We start from the raw sequence: 20196 nt of genomic DNA on the forward strand, positions 1-20196 counted from the left end.
TTGTAGGGCGGTAGCAGTTTTGCCAGTATTCCGGTTTTTCGTTCAGGGGAAACACGTTTCATTTGTCACTCCATGCCCTCAAATTGATTTTTCAGAGGGAGTGACAACTATGCTGACACTGAGGGTGCTATCCGACAATATAGGTTGCGGTGGCGCTGGCCAGATGCGAGCCCTGCTCGTTATGCAATTCGGCGCGTGCGACGGCGATTTTATTACCACCGCGCAGCAGCGTGCTGGTAATGGTGAATCGCTCTCCATAGCCTGGGCGTAGATAATCCACCCGCATGTCAATGGTTCCCATGCGTGCGAGCCGGTGATGAAACTCCTGATCGCTGATTGTCTCATGGCGTAGCAAAGTGTTGCCGACGCAGACCAATCCAGCGGCAACGTCCAACCCCGCAGCAATCACGCCGCCGTGCAGAATCTTTTGTGCCGCATTGCCGATGAGCTTATCTTGCCGAGCGAACGTCAAGACGGCTTTGTCTGCCTCAAACTGCTGTAATTCAAGGCCAAGTTCGATATTGAACGGCATCTTGTAAATGAAAATCTCGCCCACGAGTTGGCGTACGGTATCTCTGGTTAGTGTGGTTCCCTGAAATGATGGTATGTCAGCCATGGTCGTTTCCCGCCCAAATAAGAGATACGTGTTAAATGTAGTTAATCTGATGGTTTTTAGTCACGTGGGTGTTTATTTTATGCGCTGATTTTGTTTCTTTCCAGAAAAGACTAAGAAACGGGAGAACGCTACTTCAAACGTCACTGAACTGTGTAGAATGGCGGGCTTGAATGGGGAAAGACTCACCACGAATTGGTTAGACGATCGCCGGTTAAAACGAGCGTTGTATAAAAAATGTCGGAGAAAATGAATGCGTAAAATAGTACTCGTACTGGCAGCATTACTGATGGCACAGGCTTATGCTGAAGATGCAATAAACGCGCCTGCGCCGAATCAACCCGCGGTACGTGGCAGCATTATCGCCAGCCTGTTACAAGAACATGACACCCCATTTATTCTTTATCCTTACGAAAGCAACTACTTGCTGTATACCTATACCAGCAATATCAATAAAACGGCGATACAGAGCTATAACTGGGGTGAAGAAGCACGTAAAGACGAAGTGCACTATCAACTGAGCCTCGGGTTTCCGATCTGGCGTGGCATTTTGGGTGATAACTCGTTGCTAGGGGCGTCCTATACACAGCGTTCTTGGTGGCAGTTGTCTAATAAAAGCGAGTCTTCTCCGTTCCGCGAAACCAACTATGAGCCACAGGTCTTCCTGGGCTGGGCGACCCACTACACATTAGCAGGCTGGACGCTACGAGATGTGGAAATGGGCTTTAATCACCAGTCTAACGGCCGTTCCGAACCCACTTCACGCAGTTGGAACCGTGCTTATATGCGTCTGATGGCACAAAACGGCAACTGGCAGGTGGATGTGAAGCCGTGGGTGCGTTTCTCTGATAGCCAGGATGATAACCCTGATATCACCAAATACATGGGCCATTACCGCTTACGCGTTGGCTATGTGTGGGGCGACAGCGTGTTTAGCGCGGAAGGCCGTTATAACTGGAACAGCGGTTACGGCGGCGGAGAACTGGGCTGGAGCTATCCACTAACGCGTCATGTTCGCTTCTACACCAAGGTCTTTAGCGGTTACGGTGAATCCCTGATTGACTACAACCACCGTCAGACCCGCTTCGGCGTTGGGGTGACGTTGAACGATATGTTCTAACGATCGTGTGTTTTAGCGATTGCGGTTTTTAACCATTGCAGTTTTACCCGACGGCGCTGAAAATAGCGCCTGTTTGATTTCATTGAATTGGGGAAGGCGTGTCTACGGCGGAAGTATTGAATAAGGAAGCGCTGGCGGTTCAGGTTCTACGGGACACGTTCGGCTACCAGCAATTCCGACCGGGTCAGCAGGAAATCATCAGCGCGACGCTCAGCGGGCAGGATTGTCTGGTTATCATGCCGACAGGCGGCGGTAAATCGCTGTGCTACCAAATTCCCGCCTTGGTGATGGACGGGCTGACGTTGGTGGTGTCTCCGCTGATTTCTCTGATGAAAGATCAGGTCGATCAGCTTCAGGCCTACGGCGTCTCCGCCGCTTGCCTCAATTCAACGCAGACGCGTGAACAGCAGCTTGAGGTGATGGCGGGCTGTCGTACCGGTCAGATCAAGCTGCTTTATATTGCGCCGGAACGCCTGACGACAGAAAGCTTCCTCGATCATCTCGGCCACTGGCAGATCTCTCTGATCGCGGTGGATGAGGCACACTGCATTTCCCAATGGGGACACGATTTCCGCCCTGAATACCGCGCACTGGGGCAAATTAAACAGCGTTTTCCTCATCTTCCTTTTATTGCGTTGACGGCTACCGCAGACGACACCACGCGGAGCGATATTGTTCGCCTGCTGGATCTTCAGTCGCCGCTGATTCAGATCAGCAGTTTTGACCGCCCGAATATCCGCTACACGCTGGTGGAGAAGTTTAAGCCGCTCGATCAGCTCTGGATGTTCGTGCAGGCGCAGCGCGGAAAAAGTGGCATCATCTACTGTAATAGCCGTTCTCGCGTGGAAGATATTAGCGCGCGTTTGCAGGCCCGTGGACTGAGCGCAGGGGCATATCACGCAGGATTGGATAACGAACGGCGCGCACAGGTTCAGGAAGCGTTCCTGCGTGACGATCTTCAGATGGTGGTGGCGACCGTCGCATTTGGTATGGGTATAAACAAGCCTAACGTGCGGTTCGTGGTGCATTTTGATATTCCGCGCAACATCGAATCCTACTATCAGGAAACGGGACGTGCCGGACGCGATGGCCTCGCGGCAGAAGCTGCACTCTTCTACGATCCGGCAGATATGGCGTGGTTGCGTCGCTGTCTGGAAGAGAAACCCGCTGGACCGCAGTTGGATATTGAGCGCCATAAACTCAATGCGATGGGCGCGTTTGCCGAAGCGCAGACCTGCCGCCGTCTGGTGCTGCTGAACTATTTCGGGGAAGGACGCCAAGAGGCTTGCGGCAACTGCGATATTTGTCTCGATCCGCCGAAGCGTTACGACGGGCTGGTTGAGGCGCAAAAAGCGCTATCCTGCGTGTATCGTGTCGGGCAGCGCTTTGGTTTAGGTTATATTGTCGAAGTGCTGCGCGGTGCGAATAATCAGCGTATCCGCGACTTTGGTCATGACAAGCTGCCGGTCTACGGCATTGGTAAGGATAAATCGCAGGAGCATTGGGTCAGCGTGTTGCGTCAACTGATTCATCTGGGCCTGCTGAACCAGAACATTACGATGCATTCTGCCGTACAGCTTACCGAATCAGCGCGTCCGGTATTGCGCGGGGAAATGCCGCTGCAACTGGCTGTACCGCGTGTGATTAACCTGAAACCCCGCGCTAATCAAAAATCTTACGGTGGGAATTACGACCGCAAGCTGTTTGCCAAATTGCGTAAACTGCGTAAATCCATCGCGGACGAAGACAATATTCCGCCTTACGTGGTGTTCAGCGATGCCACGCTGCTGGAGATGGCAGAGCTGATGCCGATCACTGCGGGTGAGCTGCTGAATATCAACGGGGTAGGACACCGCAAACTCGAACGCTTTGGTGCACCTTTCATGAACATGATTCGCGATCATGTCGATAATGATGATGAGTGATACTCGCCTTGTCTGATTGCATTTGAAACAGGAAAACCAACATGCTGCTATTTCTGACGGTAGCGCTGGTGCATTTCATTGCGCTGATGAGTCCGGGGCCGGATTTCTTTTTCGTTTCACAAACCGCAGCTAACCTTTCACTCAGAGCATTTCCGGTGGAGAAACAACAGCGCGTCGTGATTTGATACGGCGCGCTGTCTTCATCAGGCCTTTCTTGCCGTGGCGAGTAACGCGCCGACCAGCACAAACAGCGATCCAAATATCCGGTTGAGTATCTTCATCTGCCGTGGGCCTTTCAGCCATCCGGCGATACGTGTGGCCAGCGTGGCATAACCAATCATCACGATAATATCGACAACAACGGTGGTGATACCCAACACCAGATACTGTGCGGCCTGCGGCTGATGAGGGATGATGAACTGCGGGAACAGCGCTGCCAGAAACACAATGCTTTTCGGGTTGGTCAGGTTCACCAATATCGCACGTTTAAAGAGTTTGCGACGCGGCATGACGCTGGCGAGAGCTTGAAGGTCGAGTGCGCCGGCGGCACGCCACTGCTGAATACCCAACCAGATCAGATAAGCCGCACCCAACCATTTTAGAAGATCAAAAGCCAACACAGACTGGTTAAGCAGTGCACCCAGCCCAATGCCGACCAGTACGATATGAATAGCCAGCCCGACCTGTAAACCACTGATTGATGCCACCGCGCCGCGATAGCCGTGACTAATTCCAGTACTCATGGTGTTGATGGCTCCCGAGCCGGGCGACAGGCTGAGAATAAGTGTCGTGAGTAAGTAGGTTAACCACCAATCCAATGTCATGAAATCCTGCTCCTGAATCACGTTCTGTATTACGAGAGTCTGTCTGTTTTTTATGTCACAATACGCTCGTGATCCACCGCTTGTCATGTTCTTCCGCTAGCTTTGTTTTCCCTGCGTCACCGGAGAGGTGTGATGATTCAACGCCACAATACGTTGTTTACGTCGGAACGGTTAACGCCTGAGTCGTTAACGGCAGGCCTGTTAACGCGAGAAGCGCAGTTTGCCGCTTTTGCTACCGGAGAGTTGCTGGATTTCTGGCGTCAGCGCGAAGAGGGCGAATTCTCTGGCGTGGATGATGTGCCGATCCGGTTTGTTCGCTTTACTGCGCCCCAGCACGACAAAATTGTCGTGGTTTTTTCTGGCCGCATCGAAAGCTACGTCAAATATAGCGAAGTGGCATATGACCTCTTTCATCGCGGCTATGATGTGCTCATCATGGATCACCGTGGGCAGGGGCGGTCTGGGCGGGTGCTGCAAGATGGCCACCGCGGACACGTACAGCGCTTCAGTGATTATGTCGATGATGCTGAAACGCTGTGCCAGCAACACATTGATCCGGCGCGATATACCCGCCGCTTTGCGCTGGCGCATTCAATGGGCGGCGCGATTCTGGCACAGCTTTTGGTTCGTCAACCTGCGATGTTTGATGCGGCGGCACTGTGTGCGCCGATGTTTGGCATTCGTTTACCGCTTCCTCATTGCGTGGCCGAGTGGATCGTCGATTGGGCAGAACGTCGCCCAGCGATACGAGATTATTATGCCATCGGCACCGGACAGTGGCGTCCTTTGCCTTACCGAATGAATGTGCTCACGCACAGCCGCGAACGCTACCAGCGTAGTATTCGATTTTACGCAGATTCGCCGGATTTACGCGTAGGCGGCCCTACTTATCACTGGGTGCGTGAGGCGATACAGGCTGGGAAACAATTGCTGGCAGAGGCCAGCGCCGTGACGACGCCGCTTCTGCTGCTACAGGCAGAAGAGGAGCGCGTGGTGGATAACCGCAGTCAGAATGTGTTTTGTCAGGCACTGACGCAGAGCGGTGATGCCAATTCGAATGGCGTTTTGCAAGTTATTCTCGGTGCGCGGCATGAAATTCTATTTGAGACGGATAGTCTCCGCGCCCAGGCGTTGGCGCTGATTTTTGCGCACTTTGCCCGTTACTCTTAATTTTTTGCGGCGCGTGCCGCCAATACACCAGAAGTGAGATCTCATCGTTATGTACCATGTTGTTGCTTCCGATTTAGATGGCACGCTGCTGTCACCTGACCACTCGCTGTCCCCGTATGCGAAAGAAACCCTCAGGCTGCTGACGGAGAAAGGGATTCACTTTGTGTTCGCGACCGGACGGCACCACATGGATGTCGCGCAGATCCGCGATAATCTCGGTATCAGCGCGTTTATGATTACCTCGAACGGTGCGCGTGTGCATAACTCGCAGGGTGAGCTGATTTTCAGTCACAATCTGGATCAGGACATTGCCCGCGACCTTTACAGCGTCGTACACGCGAATCCCGATATGCTGACGCACGTTTACCGTGATGACGAGTGGTTTATGAACCGTCCGCGTGCGGAAGAAGAACGTTTCTTCAAAGAGTCGATCTTTAAATACAAGCTGTTCGAGCCTGCACTGCTTGAGACTGATGGCGTCAGCAAAGTGTTCTTTACCTGCGATTCGCATGAACAGCTGCTTCCGCTGGAAGAAGCGATCAACGCGCGTTGGGGCGATCGTGTCAACGTGAGTTTTTCGACCCTGACCTGTCTGGAAGTGATGGCAGGTGGCGTGTCTAAAGGCCATGCGCTGGAGCAGGTGGCTAAGATTATTGGCTTCTCGCTCAAAGAATGCGTGGCGTTTGGTGATGGCATGAACGACTACGAAATGTTGTCAATGGCCGGGAAAGGCTGCGTCATGCAGAACGCGCATCAGCGCCTGAAAGATTTACTGCCGGATCGCGAAGTGATTGGGTCTAACGCAGACAGCGCGGTGCCGAATTACCTGCGGGAACTGTTTCTGAAGTAAGCGGTGCATTATTGAGGCGATGTCTCATCGGGCACGTTGAACTTCAGCGCTTGTTTGAGGATCGAGATACCGAGGGCGACCACGGTGCGAGGCATCCCTGCGGGAGCCTCATCATCGTGTTTCCCTCTAAATCCATGCTTAAGCGACCAGCTTTAGCGCTTCAGCGTGGTTTTTTCAGAAAATCGACCGCTTTGTCGGGAAAATCGGTAAACAAGCCGTCAACGCCAGCCTGATAGTAGAGAATGTCATAGAGCTGATCGATATCTTTGGCGTACGTCGGTAGCCTGTCTGCTCTTGCCGTAAACGGATGCACCTGAAGTTTATGCTGATGGGCTTCCTTCACCATATTGATAAAGGTGATGTTGTCAGGCGTCGAACCTTTCTGAACGAGCATGTGGTAGTCCGGGCCGATACCGTCGGCGTAGGTCGCAATCTGTTTCATTGCACCGGATTGCTGCATCCAGTCGTAGTTGTAATTCACCCACGTTCCATTGGCCTGTTTTTCGTAGGTTTCATGCCAATCGGTATAGGCGATCAGTTGAATCAGGTTCAGATCCATCTTCATCTGTGGCTGCAATTCGGTTTTGATACGTTTTAATTCTGCAACATCAAACGATTGCAGGAAGACCCTGTCGCTTTTCTCCGTATAGCCATACTGCTTCAGCACGGCCAGCGTTTCGCGGGCGATGTCTTTCCCTTCCTGATGGTGAAACCACGGCGCTTTGATTTCGGGATAGAGGCCGATGTTCTTGCCGGTTGAGTGGTTCATACCCTGAATAAACTCAATCTCTTCCTGAAAGGTATGAATGCGGAAGTCGGATTTCCACATCGGGAAACGGTTTGGGTAGCTCTGTACCTGCTTGCCGTCTTTGATGTCGAACCCTTCGGTGAATTTCAGTGATTTGATCTCTTTCAGCGTGAAGTCGATAGCGTAAAAGCGTCCATCTTTACGGGCACGCTGAGGGAAACGCTCTGCTACATCGGTAACGCGATCCAGATAGTGGTCATGCAGGACAATAAGCGCGTTGTCTTTGGTGAGCACCAGATCCTGCTCCAGATAATCGACGCCTTGAGCGTAGGCCATCGCTTTGGCGGGAAGCGTATGCTCAGGCAGATAACCGCTGGCACCACGATGGGCAATGACGATTTTATCGGGTGATGAAGTGGAAGTGCCGGCGTGACTAGAAGCGCTAAAGGAAACGGAGAGCGCAAGGGTGGAGATCAGAGATGTTACGGTAACGTTCATGCGATCAAACCTCTTTCTGTTGAGAGAAAGGCGGCGTCATCAGGACGCCGCCAGAGGGATGCTTACAAGAGCGGGTTAGGCGCGATTGGCTAACTCTGCTTTATGCTTTTTCTCATTCAGCATAACAACAATCAGCAGAAGCACAGCCATAATGCTGCCGCCGATCATCACCATGAAGCCGCCGTCCCAACCGAAGAAGTCAACGGTGTAGCCGACGATGGCGCTGGCGGCAACGGAGCCACCGAGGTAGCCGAACAGACCGGTGAAGCCTGCCGCTGTGCCTGCTGCTTTCTTCGGTGCCAGTTCCAGCGCGTGCAGGCCGATAAGCATAACCGGACCGTAAATCAGGAAGCCGATGATGATCATACATGCCATATCCACACCCGGATTACCGGCTGGGTTCAGCCAGTAAACGGTGGTGGCGATGGTAACGAGTACCATGAAAAACACGCCAGTTGCACCACGGTTACCTTTGAAGACCTTATCAGACATCCAGCCGCACAACAGCGTGCCCGGAATACCCGCGTATTCATACAGGAAGTACGCCCAGGACGATTTATCCAGTGCGAAGTGTTTAACTTCTTTCAGATAAGTCGGTGACCAGTCGAGGATGCCGTAACGCAGCAGGTAAACGAAGACGTTGGCGATAGCGATGTACCACAACAGTTTGTTCGGGAAAACGTACTGCATGAAGATCTGCTTAGCCGTCAGTTCTTCTTCGTCTTTTTCATTATAATCAGCCGGATAGTCGTTTTTATACTCTTCGACTGGCGGTAGACCACAGGATTGCGGGGTATCACGCATTAGGGCAAATGCGATTAGCGCAACCAGAATGGCGGCGAAGGCAGGCATGTAGAGTGCTGCTTTCCAGTCGTTAAACCAGGCCATACCCAGCAGGAACAGCAGAGGCGGAAGGCCACCGCCGACGTTATGCGCACAGTTCCATACGGATACGATGCCACCGCGTTCTTTTTGTGACCACCAGTGAACCATGGTGCGTCCACACGGTGGCCATCCCATTCCCTGGAACCAGCCGCACAGGAACAGCAAGACGAACATGACGGCAATACTGGATGTTGCCCATGGTACAAAGCCCATGAACAGCATGACGGCGGCTGCCAAAATTAGACCAGCGGGCAGGAAAACTCGCGGGTTGGAACGGTCAGATACCGAACCCATGATGAATTTGGAAAAGCCGTAGGCGATAGAGATGCCGGAAAGTGCAAAGCCAAGATCACCGCGTGAGAAGCCTTGTTCAATCAGGTAAGGCATTGCCAGTGTGAAGTTTTTACGTACCAGATAATAGGCGGCGTAGCCAAAAAAGATCCCCATGAATATCTGCCAGCGCAGACGGCGATAGAGGGGATCAACACGATCCTGCGATACGCGCGCCTGGTGGGCTGCGGGTCTAAAAATACTCAGCATAGATATCTCCAATGCGAAAAAAAACGATAGCTTTTTTGTTCTATTACGAACGTTATTGTAAGGGGCTAGCGTACAAATGAGTGTGATTCATGACGCTAATGTTACATTTTTATAAAACTGTGACGATTTTTGCGCTCATGTTAACAGAATCGGAAAATTCCACAGTGCGGTTTTGGTGATATGAATCACACTTATTGTCTTTAGATTCCTCTTTGTTTTCGTTTGGTGTTCGTTATTGCTCTTTATCAAACATTTCCTCTTGTTTTTGTGTCCCAATAGCAACATACATATCCTCCGCCTGGAGCGAGAACATGATGCAAAACACTGGGAACTGGCGCGAAACTGACGTGGTTGTCATCGGTGGCGGTGCGACGGGAGCGGGTACGGCACGGGATTGTGCCCTGCGTGGGCTGCGCTGCCTGTTGCTTGAACGTTATGATATTGCGACCGGTGCGACCGGGCGTAATCACGGCTTATTACATAGCGGCGCCCGCTATGCGGTAACCGATGGCGAATCTGCCCGAGAATGTATTGAAGAGAATCAGATTCTTCGGCGGATTGCCCGACACTGTATTGAACCTACCGACGGCCTGTTTATCACCTTACCGGAAGACGATCTCGGCTGGCAGGCGCAGTTCATTACGGCTTGCCAGCAGGCGGGGATTCGCGCACAGGCGTTGGATCCGCAGGAAGCGCTGCGGCTGGAACCCGCCGCAAACCCGACGCTGATTGGCGCGGTGCGCGTGCCGGATGGCTCTGTAGATCCTTTTCGCCTGACGGCGGCCAACATGATTGATGCCTGTGAGCACGGCGCGGAAGTGTTGACCTATCATGAGGTCATCGGGCTGATTCGTCAGGGCGACCGTATTACCGGAGTGCGCGTTTTCGACCATAAAAAAGGTGTAGAAACAGAAATATACGCACAAGTGGTGGTCAACGCAGGTGGCATTTGGGGGCAACACATTGCGGAATATGCCGATTTGCGTGTGCGCATGTTCCCGGCAAAGGGCGCGCTGCTGATTCTCGGGCATCGCATTAACAATATGGTGATCAACCGCTGTCGCAAACCGGCAGATGCCGACATTCTGGTGCCGGGCGATACCATTTCTCTGATTGGCACTACCTCAACCCACATCGACTACGATCAGATCGACAATATGTTGGTGACGCCTGCCGAAGTGGAAACGCTGATGCGGGAAGGTTCGATGCTGGCACCCGCGCTGGCAAGCACGCGAATTCTACGCGCCTATGCGGGCGTCCGACCGCTGGTTGCCAGCGATAGCGATCCCAGCGGGCGTAGCGTGAGTCGCGGCATTGTGCTGCTCGACCATGCCAGCCGCGACGGGCTGGAAGGATTTATTACCATCACTGGCGGCAAGCTGATGACCTATCGCCTGATGGCGGAATGGGTGACGGACGCTATCTGCAAGAAGCTGGGTCATGACGTCGTCTGTTCGACGGCGCAGACGCCGTTACCCGGTTCTGAATCGCTGAATGAAGTGAAAACTGCCCCCCACGCCCTGTCAGCGTATCCCCCGGCAAAACCGCTCTCTGCGCCGCTGCGTGGTTCGGCGATTTATCGCCACGGTGAACGCGCTGGGAGAATGCTGTCCGGTGAACGTCTGGACCGCAGTCTGGTGTGCGAATGTGAGGCCGTGACGGCGGGAGAAGTACGCTATGCCGTGGAATCGTTACAGGTGAATAACCTGATTGATTTACGTCGGCGCACTCGTGTGGGCATGGGCACCTGTCAGGGTGAGCTGTGCGCCTGCCGCGCGGCAGGTCTGTTGTGCCGTCTGGGCACCGCGACGCCGGAGCAGTCGCTTACGCAGCTCAGCCAGTTTTTGAACGAACGTTGGAAAGGCATTCGCCCGGTTGCGTGGGGTAATGCGCTGCGCGAAAGCGAGTTTACCAGCTGGATTTATCAGGGATTGTGCGGTCTGACGGCCAGCGACAGTCAGGAGGATCGTCATGCGCTATGACGTTGTGATTATCGGCGGCGGACTGGCAGGATTGACCTGTGGTATCCGCTTGGCAGAGCAGGGAAAACGCTGCGCAATTGTCAGCGCTGGGCAGAATGCGCTGCATTTTTCTTCCGGCGCGCTGGATTTACTCTCTCATCTCCCTGACGGACAGCCCGTTAGCCAGCCGCTCAACGCGCTGGACGAGCTGGCGCGTCAGGCGCCTCATCACCCTTATTCTCGTATGGGGGCGGCGGCGGTTGCCGCACTGTTGCCACAGGTTGAGGCGTTGTTGGAACGTAGCAATATCTCTCTGTTGGGCAATCATCAGCAGAACCACTGGCGTATGACGCCGTTAGGTAAGTTTCGTGCATGTTGGCTAAGCCCGGTTGATGGTGTCACGCGTGGTCTGGCGGATTCCCATTTTGGCCACAATCCGCTTATTGCCGGTATTGAAGGCTTTCTGGATTTTCAGCCCCGAATTGTGGCTGGCACGCTTCAGACGCAGGGTATTGCGGCACGCAGCGATGAGCTCAAACTGCCCGTGTTGGATCGGCTGCGTCAAAATGCCAGCGAATTCCGCGCGGTAAATATCGCCCGCGTGCTGGATCGACCTGAAAACCGCTCGGCGCTGGTGGAAGAGCTATCGCTTCTGGCCAACGGTAACGATGCCATCATCATGCCTGCCTGTCTGGGATTGGACAGCCCCGAGATCGTGAGTGAACTCGCTGATGCGTTAGGTAAACCGGTGCTGCTGTTGCCGACATTACCGCCGTCAGTACTCGGATTACGTTTGCATCAGGCGCTGTCACAGCGCTTTCGCCAACTGGGTGGCATGGTGATGCCGGGCGATCGCGCGGTTCGCGCTTCGCTGTCTCCACAGGAAATTGCGGTTCATAGCCACCATCACCGCGATATTCCGCTGCGTGCGAAACACGCGGTGCTGGCGAGCGGTAGCTTTTTCAGTAACGGGCTAGTGACACAGTTCGATCGGGTGACGGAACCGGTCTTTGGGCTGGATGTTCGGTTCGCTGAGCAGCGCGAGGGGTGGAGCCAGCAGGATGTCTTTGCGCCGCAGCCCTATATGCAATTTGGCGCGATTGTCGATGAACACCTGCATCCGCGTATCGCGGGTGAGACGATCAACAATCTGTACGCGATTGGCGCGGTGCTGGAAGGTTTCGACCCGATTGTGCAGGGATGTGGGGCTGGCGTTTCCTTACTCAGCGCGCTCCATGTTGCCGAACAGATCCTGAAGGAGGGCAATCCATGAGCCTGCTTAGCGATAACAGTTTTGAAGATTGCATCAAATGTACGGTCTGTACCACGTACTGTCCGGTTTCGCGTGTGAACCCGCTTTATCCTGGCCCGAAACAGGCGGGGCCGGATGGTGAACGCCTGCGGCGCAAAGATCCGTCGCTGTACGACGATGCGCTGAAATACTGCACCAACTGCAAACGCTGTGAAGTCGCGTGCCCGTCGGATGTTAAAATTGGCGACATCATTCAGCGTGCGAAAGCGACACACAGCAATCATAAGCCAACACTGCGTGACGCGATTCTGAGCCATACCGACTTCATGGGGTCGATTGCCACGCCGTTTGCGCCGCTGGTCAATACGGCTACCAGCCTGAAACCGGTGCGCCAACTGCTGGATAAGGCGTTGAAAATCGACCACCGTCGCCAACTGCCTAAATACTCGTTCGGCACCTTTCGGCGCTGGTATCGCCAGCAGGCAGCAAAGCAGCAGGCTTATGATGAGCAGATCGCGTATTTCCACGGTTGTTATGTGAACTACAACCATCCGCAACTGGGTAAAGATCTGGTTCAGGTCTTTAATGCGATGGGCATTGGCGTCCAGTTGCTGAATAAAGAGAAATGCTGTGGTGTGCCGCTGATCGCCAATGGTTTTCACGACAAAGCCAGAAAGCAGGCGCACGCGAATATAAAATCACTGGATGAGGCGATCAATCAGAAATCCTTGCCCGTAGTCGCGACGTCATCCAGTTGTACGTTCACGCTGCGGGACGAATACCCGCATCTACTGGGGGTGGATAACGGCCACGTGCGCGATGGCATCGAACTCGTGACGCGTCAGCTCTATCGCCTGCTGGAAGAAGAAGGCCGAACGCTGCCGCTGCGTAAGTTACCGCTGCGGGTGGCGTATCACACACCTTGCCATTTGGAACGGATGGGCTGGACGGCGTATACCTTAGCGCTGTTGCAACGCATCCCCGGTCTTGAACTGGTAATGCTGGATTCTCAGTGTTGCGGCATTGCAGGCACTTACGGTTTCAAGAAAGAGAATTATGCGACGTCGCAGGGCATTGGCGCTCCGCTGTTCCAGCAGATTGAAGAGAGCGGTGTTGATATCGTGGTGACGGATTGCGAAACCTGTAAATGGCAGATCGAGATGTCGACCAGCAAGCTATGTGAGCACCCGATCACGCTGTTGGCGAGGTCATTAGCGCAACCAGAGTAAAAGCAGAAGCGGAGCAAAACGGATAATGGGGGTCACGTAATCCTCATTTTAGGAGAAACACGGGGATGAGGTTCCCGCAGGGATACCTCGCCCCGTGGTCGCTCCGCGTATTTCGGTTTTTAAACGATCGGCATTAAGTAAAACGGGCTGTTTTGCGGCCCGTATTGAGAATAAGAATTCATCGCAAAAAGCACTTTACAAGTGCGAATGATAATGATTATTATTGCTGTGCGTTCCGGGGAACGATGTCATGTGCCTGTGTTAATTACCGATGGTGTTCATGACGATTCGGCTTCCCTGTGAAGGCACGACATTGCTCACATTGCTTCCAGTATTATTTAGCCAGCTCGGGTGCTGGCTTTTTTTTTGCAATTCTCCTCCAGCTCCTCATCCCATTCTGATTTTTCGAACAGAGCGGTGAGTTTTTTGCGCTATCTTATTTGCCACCGCCCGTTACACTTTCCTTATCAAAAACGTGGGAGGAAAGAGCATGATCTATTTACGTCAAGCGCAGGATCGCGGACATGCGAATCACGGCTGGCTCGACAGTTGGCACACGTTCTCATTCGCCGATTATTACGATCCTGATTTCATGGGATTCTCAGCACTGCGCGTGATTAACGAAGACGTTATCGACGGCGGTCAGGGGTTCGGCACGCACCCGCACAAAGATATGGAAATTCTGACCTATGTTTTATCCGGTGCCGTTGAGCATCAGGACAGCATGGGAAATAAAGAGCAGGTACCAGCGGGCGAATTCCAGATTATGAGCGCGGGAACGGGTATTCGTCACTCTGAGTACAATGCCAGCAAAGACCAAGCGCTGCACCTGTACCAAATCTGGATTATCCCGGAAAAAATCGGGCTGACGCCGCGCTACGAGCAGAAGCGCTTTGATGTGCGGCAAGGACGCCAGTTGGTGCTGTCCCCAGATGCGCGTGAAGGCTCGCTGAAAGTCTTTCAGGATATGACGCTGTGGCGCTGGGCGCTGAAAGCACAGGAGCAATCGGTGTATCAGATTCAGGCTGACCGTCGCGTCTGGGTTCAGGTGGTGCGTGGTACGGTAGAGATTAACGGCCAGAAAGCGGAAACCAGCGATGCGTTCGCCGTTTGGGACGAAACGGCTATTTCCGTACACGCCAGCGCAGACAGCGAAATTTTGCTATTTGATTTGCCGCCAGTATAACGGTGGCGAAGAAATAACGGATAAGCCCGCGTAGGAAAGGACGCGGGCTTATTTCAACTACATTACCAGCTCAGCCCAAACCCTCTGGAAAACGCCACCGTACCGGTATTCGTTTCCACATCGTAGTTTTGCCAGATATTGACTGGGAGTTTCCCCTGTGGCGCGCGCTTACCTGTCAGCACCTCTGCCAAAGATATCATCGAGTGACCACGCCAACTGCCGTTGTCATACCCGTAATAGGAATACGTCGCCACAGCAGCGTTAACATCGCCAGCGTAGTTGATAATGTCATACGGTGCACGTAGTGAAAGATGAACGCGCTTTTTCCCTAAATCGGCAGCATGTCGTAACCAGTTAAGGTAGGGATTATTCGCGACACCGTTTGTTGCTGGTTCGGTGGCAACACCATCCTGCTCAACTGGCGTAAAGCTGGTTGACAGCGTCCCGAGAAGAAATATGTCACAGTTGGAAATATGATCTCTGACTTGGGCATCGGTCAGTTCCGTTTCCTTTGCCGCAACCACATTCAGGTATCCCTCCTGTGCCATCACGGCTGCGATGCCTTTGGCCTGCTCTCCCCAAGGCGTCAGGATAAAATAGCGTAGGGCTTTGTCTTTTAATGGCAGCAGTGATTGTTGATTGATCACCACCGTTATGGAACGGTCGGCAATGTGTTTTTCTACCTCGTATCCCTGTGTCGCAGAGGCGTCAGCGACGGTTTTTTCTTTCTCACATAAAAGGTGATACCGTGCCTTGAGGGTTAAAATTCGCTCTACCGATGCATCAATTTCGGTTTCTTCTATGTTCCCTTGCTTCACCGTGTCCACAATGTACTGGATCAAGTCTGGCAAGAGTTTGACCTGATCAGGAGATGAAATACTGATGGGCATCAGGGCTATATCCACGCCAGCGGTGAACACCTGTCGGACGGCGTCTTCCTGACTGAAATGATCGGCAATTGCGCCCATGTCCAGTGCATCTGAAATCGTCACACCTGTATAACCCAACTCACCACGCAGGATATCAGTCTGGATCGTATGTGACATGGTCGCAGGCACAGTAATTTTCTCACCGCTACGTGTAGTAATCTGATAGTTATCCAGTGCCGGATACTGAATATGAGCCGTCATGACCATATCCGATACTGTCTGGTTATCAATCGCCCGTTTATAAGGCATGATATCGATGGCAAAGGCGTCTTCTCGTGAGCGGTCGACGCGAGGCAGACCAGTATGAGAATCCGTGGATGTACTGCCGTGCCCCGGAAAATGCTTGTAAGCGGTGATCAATCCTTGCTGTTTCATGCCTGCCGTCATTTTTTCCGCCAAACGATAAACGGTGTCCGTGTCGTCGCTGAAGGCGCGCACGTTAATGACCGGGTTGAAAGGATTAGTGTTGACATCAACGACCGGTGCAAAGTTGGTATTTATATGCATAAAAATCATGTCTTGTGCCATCAGACGGCCCTGGTCGCTGGCAATCTGTATATCGGCTCCGCCTTCAACCGCTGAGGATAGCGCCATGTTGCCGGGAAAGGATGCGTAATCGCCGCGCGGTAGGCGGAAAACGTTGCCCCCTTCGTTATCGGTACCAATGAATAATCGGGCGCCGCCACGGGTTTCCATCGAGGCATACCACGCTGTCAGCTTTTTAATTTGCTGCTTATCTTTCAAATTGTTGGCAAATAGGATCACGCCACCAATATGGTGATCCGTGATTAATTTGCCAACCGTTTCATCGGGAACTGTCATGTCCTGCTTGCTTTTTCCCGTTGGATCCCAGTAGCGAAAGTCCAGCATGAGCTTTTGTCCGATTTTCTCTTCCAGCGTCATTAAGTTTATTTTCTGTTTAATATTCATAATATATTTCCTTCTTCAGGCCAAGGTTTAATGACAGGGAAATAATATTTAATTGCTATCACGCAACCTGTCATTTTTTATATTCAGTTATCAGACAGCGATATTCTGAAAACCTATTAAATAGGGTGTAAAAAAGAGTAACTATTAATTTTTATTAGTGATTTTCTGGGTTTTTAGGCGTTGGGATAATGGACGTGCAGCGCTAAAATAAACTGAGTCGTTATTATCAACATGAACACTTAAAGGACATTGCGTATTTTCTGGGTCACTTTAATTATTTTATTCCCCTCCACATTTACTTTCTTTATGTTTTTTTTGCTAAACTTAGCTTACTGTTTTTCAGGCATTTTTAGTCGACGATGAAGAAGAAAAGACCCGTTCTCCAGGATGTTGCTGACCGCGTAGGGATTACCAAAATGACGGTAAGCCGCTATTTGCGTAACCCCGCTCAGGTGTCCACTGCCTTGCAGAAAAAGATCGCCATTGCGTTGGATGAACTGGGCTATATCCCTAATCTCGCACCGAATATGCTCGCCAGCTCGACCAGCCGGGCGATTGGCGTACTGCTGCCATCGTTAACCAATCAGGTTTTTGCTGAGGTGTTGCGTGGGATTGAACGCACGGCGGAAGCGCACGGTTACCAGACCATGTTGGCGCACTATGGGTATCATCCTGACAGAGAAGAACAGCGTCTGACTTCACTGCTGTCGTATCACATTGACGGGCTTATTCTGGCTGAACGCACCCACACGCCGCGAACGCGCCAGATGCTGGACGTCGCTGGCATTCCAGTGGTGGAACTGATGGATTCCGTTTCCCCTTGTCTGGATATGGCTGTCGGGTTTGATAACGTCGAAGCCGCTCGGCAGATGACGTTACGCATGGTGGCGCTCGGGCATCGTCATATCGTCTATCTTGGCGCACGACAGGATGAGCGCACCATCATGCGCTGTCGCGGCTACGAGCAAGCGATGTGGGAAAGCGATATCAAAAGTTATTGCGTGATGAGCGAGCGGGCGTCTTCCTATTCGCTTGGTGGTGAACTGTTGCGGCAGACGCAGGCGGAATACCCGCAGGTCGATAGCGTGTTTTGCACCAATGACGACTTAGCCGTCGGCGCGATGTTTGAATGCCAGCGGCAGGGGCTGCGCGTGCCGGAAGATATCGGCGTCGCCGGTTTTCACGGCCACGATATCGGGCAGGCGATGGTGCCGAAGCTGGCTAGCGTACTGACGCCGCGCGAACACATGGGGCGCGTCGGCACCGAGCGCCTGCTGGCTCGCCTGCGAGGCGAGCCGGTGGAGCAGGGAATGGTCGATGTCGGCTTTACCGTGCTGGACGGCGAAAGCCTCTAAGCCGCTGCGTTAGCCTGCTGTGCGCAGTGCTTCAACACAGCGCTGTACGACTTCTTCCCGGGTGCCGTCAATATCGACCTTCAGGACATCCGGCTCATCGCTGCCCGGTTCTTCCAGCGCATCGAACTGGCTTTTCAGCAGCTCTGTCGGCATGAAGTGGCCTGCCCTGGCCTTGTGACGCTCCAGAACCAGGTCAAAGCTGCCTTTCAAATAGATAAACACCATCTTTTCGTTCCCTTCGCGCAGGCGGTCGCGGTAACGCTTTTTCAGCGCAGAACAGACGATGATGCCAGTCTCGTTTTTGTGCGCCAGGCTGTAGGCGACATCGCTGAGTCGCTCCAGCCACGGCGCACGATCGTCGTCATTTAACGGCGTGCCGCTGGCCATTTTCTGGATATTCGCGCGAGGATGCAGATCGTCGCCGTCAATAAATTTTGCCTCAATGGCGCGGCCAAGTTCAGCGCCAACTGAGGATTTTCCACTGCCTGATACGCCCATCAGAATAATGCTTCGACCTGACATAATTTGATCTCTATCCCAAACTGTAAATTAAATGATACTTAATGGTTCCAGACTTTAACATGTTACCCGTATCATGTTACCGGTATCAAATGATGCTGTGATACATCTCACAAACAATCAGCCAATCCAGACTGGGTGCCCTAAAGAGAGTATTAACGATGACAGAAATAACATCCGCTTATAGCGCCAGTGTGCTATTAACCATCGCCGCAGGTTCGGTCGCACTGTTATTGGTGCTGATTATGCGCTTCCGCGTCCACGCATTTCTGGCGTTGACGCTGGTGAGCTTGATCACGGCGCTGGCGACAAAAACGCCTTTCGAGAAACTCGTTCCTACGCTGCTTAGTGGTTTCGGTAGCACGCTCGCATCCGTTGCCCTGTTGGTTGGTTTGGGGGCAATGATTGGTCGCCTGCTGGAAGTGACCGGTGGTGCCAATGTGCTGGCGGATACACTCATCAATAAGTTTGGTGAGAAACGTGCACCTTTCGCGCTGGGCCTTGCCTCTCTGCTGTTCGGCTTCCCGATCTTTTTCGACGCCGGGCTGATCGTGATGCTGCCGATTATTTTCAGCGTGGCGAAACGTTTTGGTGGGTCAACGCTAACGTATGCGTTCCCAGCGGCAGGCGCCTTTGCCGTTATGCACGCTTTGCTGCCGCCGCACCCCGGCCCGGTTGCTGCCAGTGAACTGCTGGGCGCCAACATTGGTCTGCTGGTGCTGGTGGGGGCCGTGATCGCTTTCCCCACCTGGTATTTCGGCGGTTATTTATTCGGCCTGTGGGCAGGTAAAAAATTCCATTTGCCGCTGCCGTCAACGTTCCTGACTGAAGTGAAAGCGGATGAGCAGCACACGCCACCGGCGTTTGGCGTGGTGATGTGGGTGCTGTTGCTGCCGCTGATCCTGATTTTCCTTGATACCGGACTGAATACTCTGACGGTAATGGGCGTTATCAGCGGTGATAGCGGTCTGGTGCAGTTCCTGCGTATGCTGGGGAAAACACCGATTGCGCTGCTGATTACGGTCTTGTTCGCCATGATTATGTTTAGCGGTCAGCATAGCCGTAAACACCTTGAGAAGATCTGTGAAGGTGCGCTGGGGCCGGTTTGCTCAATTATTCTGGTAACTGGCGCGGGCGGGATGTTCGGTGGTGTTCTGCGTTCGAGCGGCATCGGCGATGCGTTGTCTGGCGCGCTGGCGGATACCGGTATGCCAGTGATTGTCGCGGCGTTTGTGGTATCTGCGGCACTGCGTGTGGCACAGGGTTCCGCAACGGTAGCGTTAACGACCACGGCGGCGTTGATGGCACCGGCGGTGGCGGCGACGCCTGGCCTCAGCCAGTTCGATCTCTGCTTTATTGTGGTGGCGATTGCGGGTGGTGCGACGGTGTTATCACACGTGAACGACTCTGGCTTCTGGCTGGTTGGTCGTTTCCTCGAAATGGATGAGAAGACGACCCTGAAAACCTGGACGGTGATGGAAACGCTGCTCGGCACCATCGCGTTCCTGATTGCATTAGTGGGGAGTATTTTCCTCTAACGCTCCTGCGCGGAGGGTGTTAAGCAAGCCTGACGCGCGGTGATAATGGATAGATCGTAAAGACGCTGTAAATACATCCCTGTACGCTCGGGTTGCGCCATCCCTGGCGCAAACGCTTTACTCT

16 protein-coding genes and 1 pseudogene are annotated in these 20196 nt (G+C 53.1%); 11 read left to right on the forward strand and 6 right to left on the reverse strand.

Translation table 11 applies throughout. From position 1 onward, the window contains the following. Positions 1-127: 127 nt before the first annotated feature. Positions 128-616, reverse strand: coding sequence for a thioesterase family protein (locus KP22_RS13000; protein WP_039305048.1), 489 nt, complete (start codon positions 614-616; stop codon positions 128-130). 250 nt (positions 617-866) lie between these two features. Between KP22_RS13000 and pldA the strand changes: the two genes are divergently transcribed. The 3 genes and pseudogenes from pldA to KP22_RS22200 all read left to right on the forward strand — a co-directional run. Then, positions 867-1733 (forward strand): phospholipase A, encoded by an 867-nt coding sequence (gene pldA / locus KP22_RS13005; protein WP_039305045.1) that lies wholly within the window; start codon positions 867-869, stop codon positions 1731-1733. A gap of 98 nt (positions 1734-1831) precedes the next feature. Next, positions 1832-3658, forward strand: a complete 1827-nt coding sequence (gene recQ, locus KP22_RS13010) for an ATP-dependent DNA helicase RecQ (RefSeq protein WP_039324641.1) — start codon at positions 1832-1834, stop codon at positions 3656-3658. Between the two features lie 41 nt (positions 3659-3699). Next, positions 3700-3804, forward strand: a pseudogene (locus KP22_RS22200) (threonine export protein RhtC); the annotation flags it as partial. A gap of 57 nt (positions 3805-3861) precedes the next feature. Here KP22_RS22200 and rhtB read toward each other — a convergent pair. After that, entirely contained in the window at positions 3862-4482 is a 621-nt protein-coding gene (gene rhtB / locus KP22_RS13015; RefSeq protein WP_039324643.1) for a homoserine/homoserine lactone efflux protein, read from the reverse strand. A 132-nt stretch (positions 4483-4614) separates the two neighbouring features. On the opposite strand from rhtB, the gene pldB reads away from it, so the two are divergent. Further along, the gene (gene pldB / locus KP22_RS13020) at positions 4615-5652 is read left to right on the forward strand and encodes a lysophospholipase L2 (protein ID WP_039324645.1); all 1038 of its coding nucleotides are present in this window, start codon (positions 4615-4617) and stop codon (positions 5650-5652) included. A 49-nt stretch (positions 5653-5701) separates the two neighbouring features. Beyond that, a complete protein-coding gene (gene yigL / locus KP22_RS13025; protein ID WP_039305036.1) occupies positions 5702-6502 on the forward strand; it encodes a sugar/pyridoxal phosphate phosphatase YigL in 801 nt (266 codons plus the stop codon). A gap of 160 nt (positions 6503-6662) precedes the next feature. Here the strand turns inward: yigL and glpQ are convergent, their stop codons facing one another. Beyond that, positions 6663-7748: a glycerophosphodiester phosphodiesterase gene (gene glpQ, locus KP22_RS13030; protein ID WP_039324647.1), complete on the reverse strand. Its 1086-nt coding sequence runs from the start codon at positions 7746-7748 to the stop codon at positions 6663-6665. Positions 7749-7823: 75 nt separating this feature from the next. Beyond that, a complete protein-coding gene (gene glpT / locus KP22_RS13035) occupies positions 7824-9173 on the reverse strand; it encodes a glycerol-3-phosphate transporter (RefSeq protein ID WP_039324649.1) in 1350 nt (449 codons plus the stop codon). Positions 9174-9484: 311 nt separating this feature from the next. On the opposite strand from glpT, the gene glpA reads away from it, so the two are divergent. The 4 genes from glpA to KP22_RS13060 all read left to right on the forward strand — a co-directional run bounded on the left by glpA (position 9485) and on the right by KP22_RS13060 (position 14801). Beyond that, complete coding sequence (glpA, locus tag KP22_RS13045) at positions 9485-11155, forward strand: anaerobic glycerol-3-phosphate dehydrogenase subunit A (RefSeq protein WP_039324651.1); 1671 nt, start codon at positions 9485-9487, stop codon at positions 11153-11155. Then, positions 11145-12407 carry a glycerol-3-phosphate dehydrogenase subunit GlpB gene (gene glpB / locus KP22_RS13050; RefSeq protein ID WP_039324653.1) on the forward strand — a complete coding sequence of 421 codons (1263 nt, stop codon included), beginning with the start codon at positions 11145-11147 and terminating at the stop codon, positions 12405-12407. The genes glpA and glpB overlap by 11 nt, the downstream gene beginning before the upstream one ends. After that, positions 12404-13615, forward strand: coding sequence for an anaerobic glycerol-3-phosphate dehydrogenase subunit GlpC (glpC, locus tag KP22_RS13055; protein ID WP_039324655.1), 1212 nt, complete (start codon positions 12404-12406; stop codon positions 13613-13615). Before glpB ends, glpC begins: the two co-directional genes overlap by 4 nt. A 490-nt stretch (positions 13616-14105) precedes the next feature. Further along, entirely contained in the window at positions 14106-14801 is a 696-nt protein-coding gene (locus KP22_RS13060; protein WP_039324656.1) for a pirin family protein, read from the forward strand. A 62-nt stretch (positions 14802-14863) separates the two neighbouring features. Here the strand turns inward: KP22_RS13060 and KP22_RS13065 are convergent, their stop codons facing one another. Next, a complete protein-coding gene (locus KP22_RS13065) occupies positions 14864-16660 on the reverse strand; it encodes a glycoside hydrolase family 3 N-terminal domain-containing protein (RefSeq protein ID WP_039324658.1) in 1797 nt (598 codons plus the stop codon). Positions 16661-17019: 359 nt separating this feature from the next. On the opposite strand from KP22_RS13065, the gene gntR reads away from it, so the two are divergent. Beyond that, the gene (gene gntR / locus KP22_RS13070; RefSeq protein WP_039324660.1) at positions 17020-18015 is read left to right on the forward strand and encodes a gluconate operon transcriptional repressor GntR; all 996 of its coding nucleotides are present in this window, start codon (positions 17020-17022) and stop codon (positions 18013-18015) included. Between the two features lie 9 nt (positions 18016-18024). Here gntR and KP22_RS13075 read toward each other — a convergent pair whose 3' ends face one another. Continuing rightward, entirely contained in the window at positions 18025-18537 is a 513-nt protein-coding gene (locus KP22_RS13075; RefSeq protein WP_039305007.1) for a gluconokinase, read from the reverse strand. A 158-nt stretch (positions 18538-18695) separates the two neighbouring features. On the opposite strand from KP22_RS13075, the gene KP22_RS13080 reads away from it, so the two are divergent. Continuing rightward, the gene (locus tag KP22_RS13080) at positions 18696-20072 is read left to right on the forward strand and encodes a GntP family permease (protein WP_039324662.1); all 1377 of its coding nucleotides are present in this window, start codon (positions 18696-18698) and stop codon (positions 20070-20072) included. Positions 20073-20196 lie beyond the last annotated feature (124 nt).

Source organism: Pectobacterium betavasculorum (genome assembly GCF_000749845.1).
Classification (GTDB): Bacteria; Pseudomonadota; Gammaproteobacteria; order Enterobacterales; family Enterobacteriaceae; genus Pectobacterium; species Pectobacterium betavasculorum.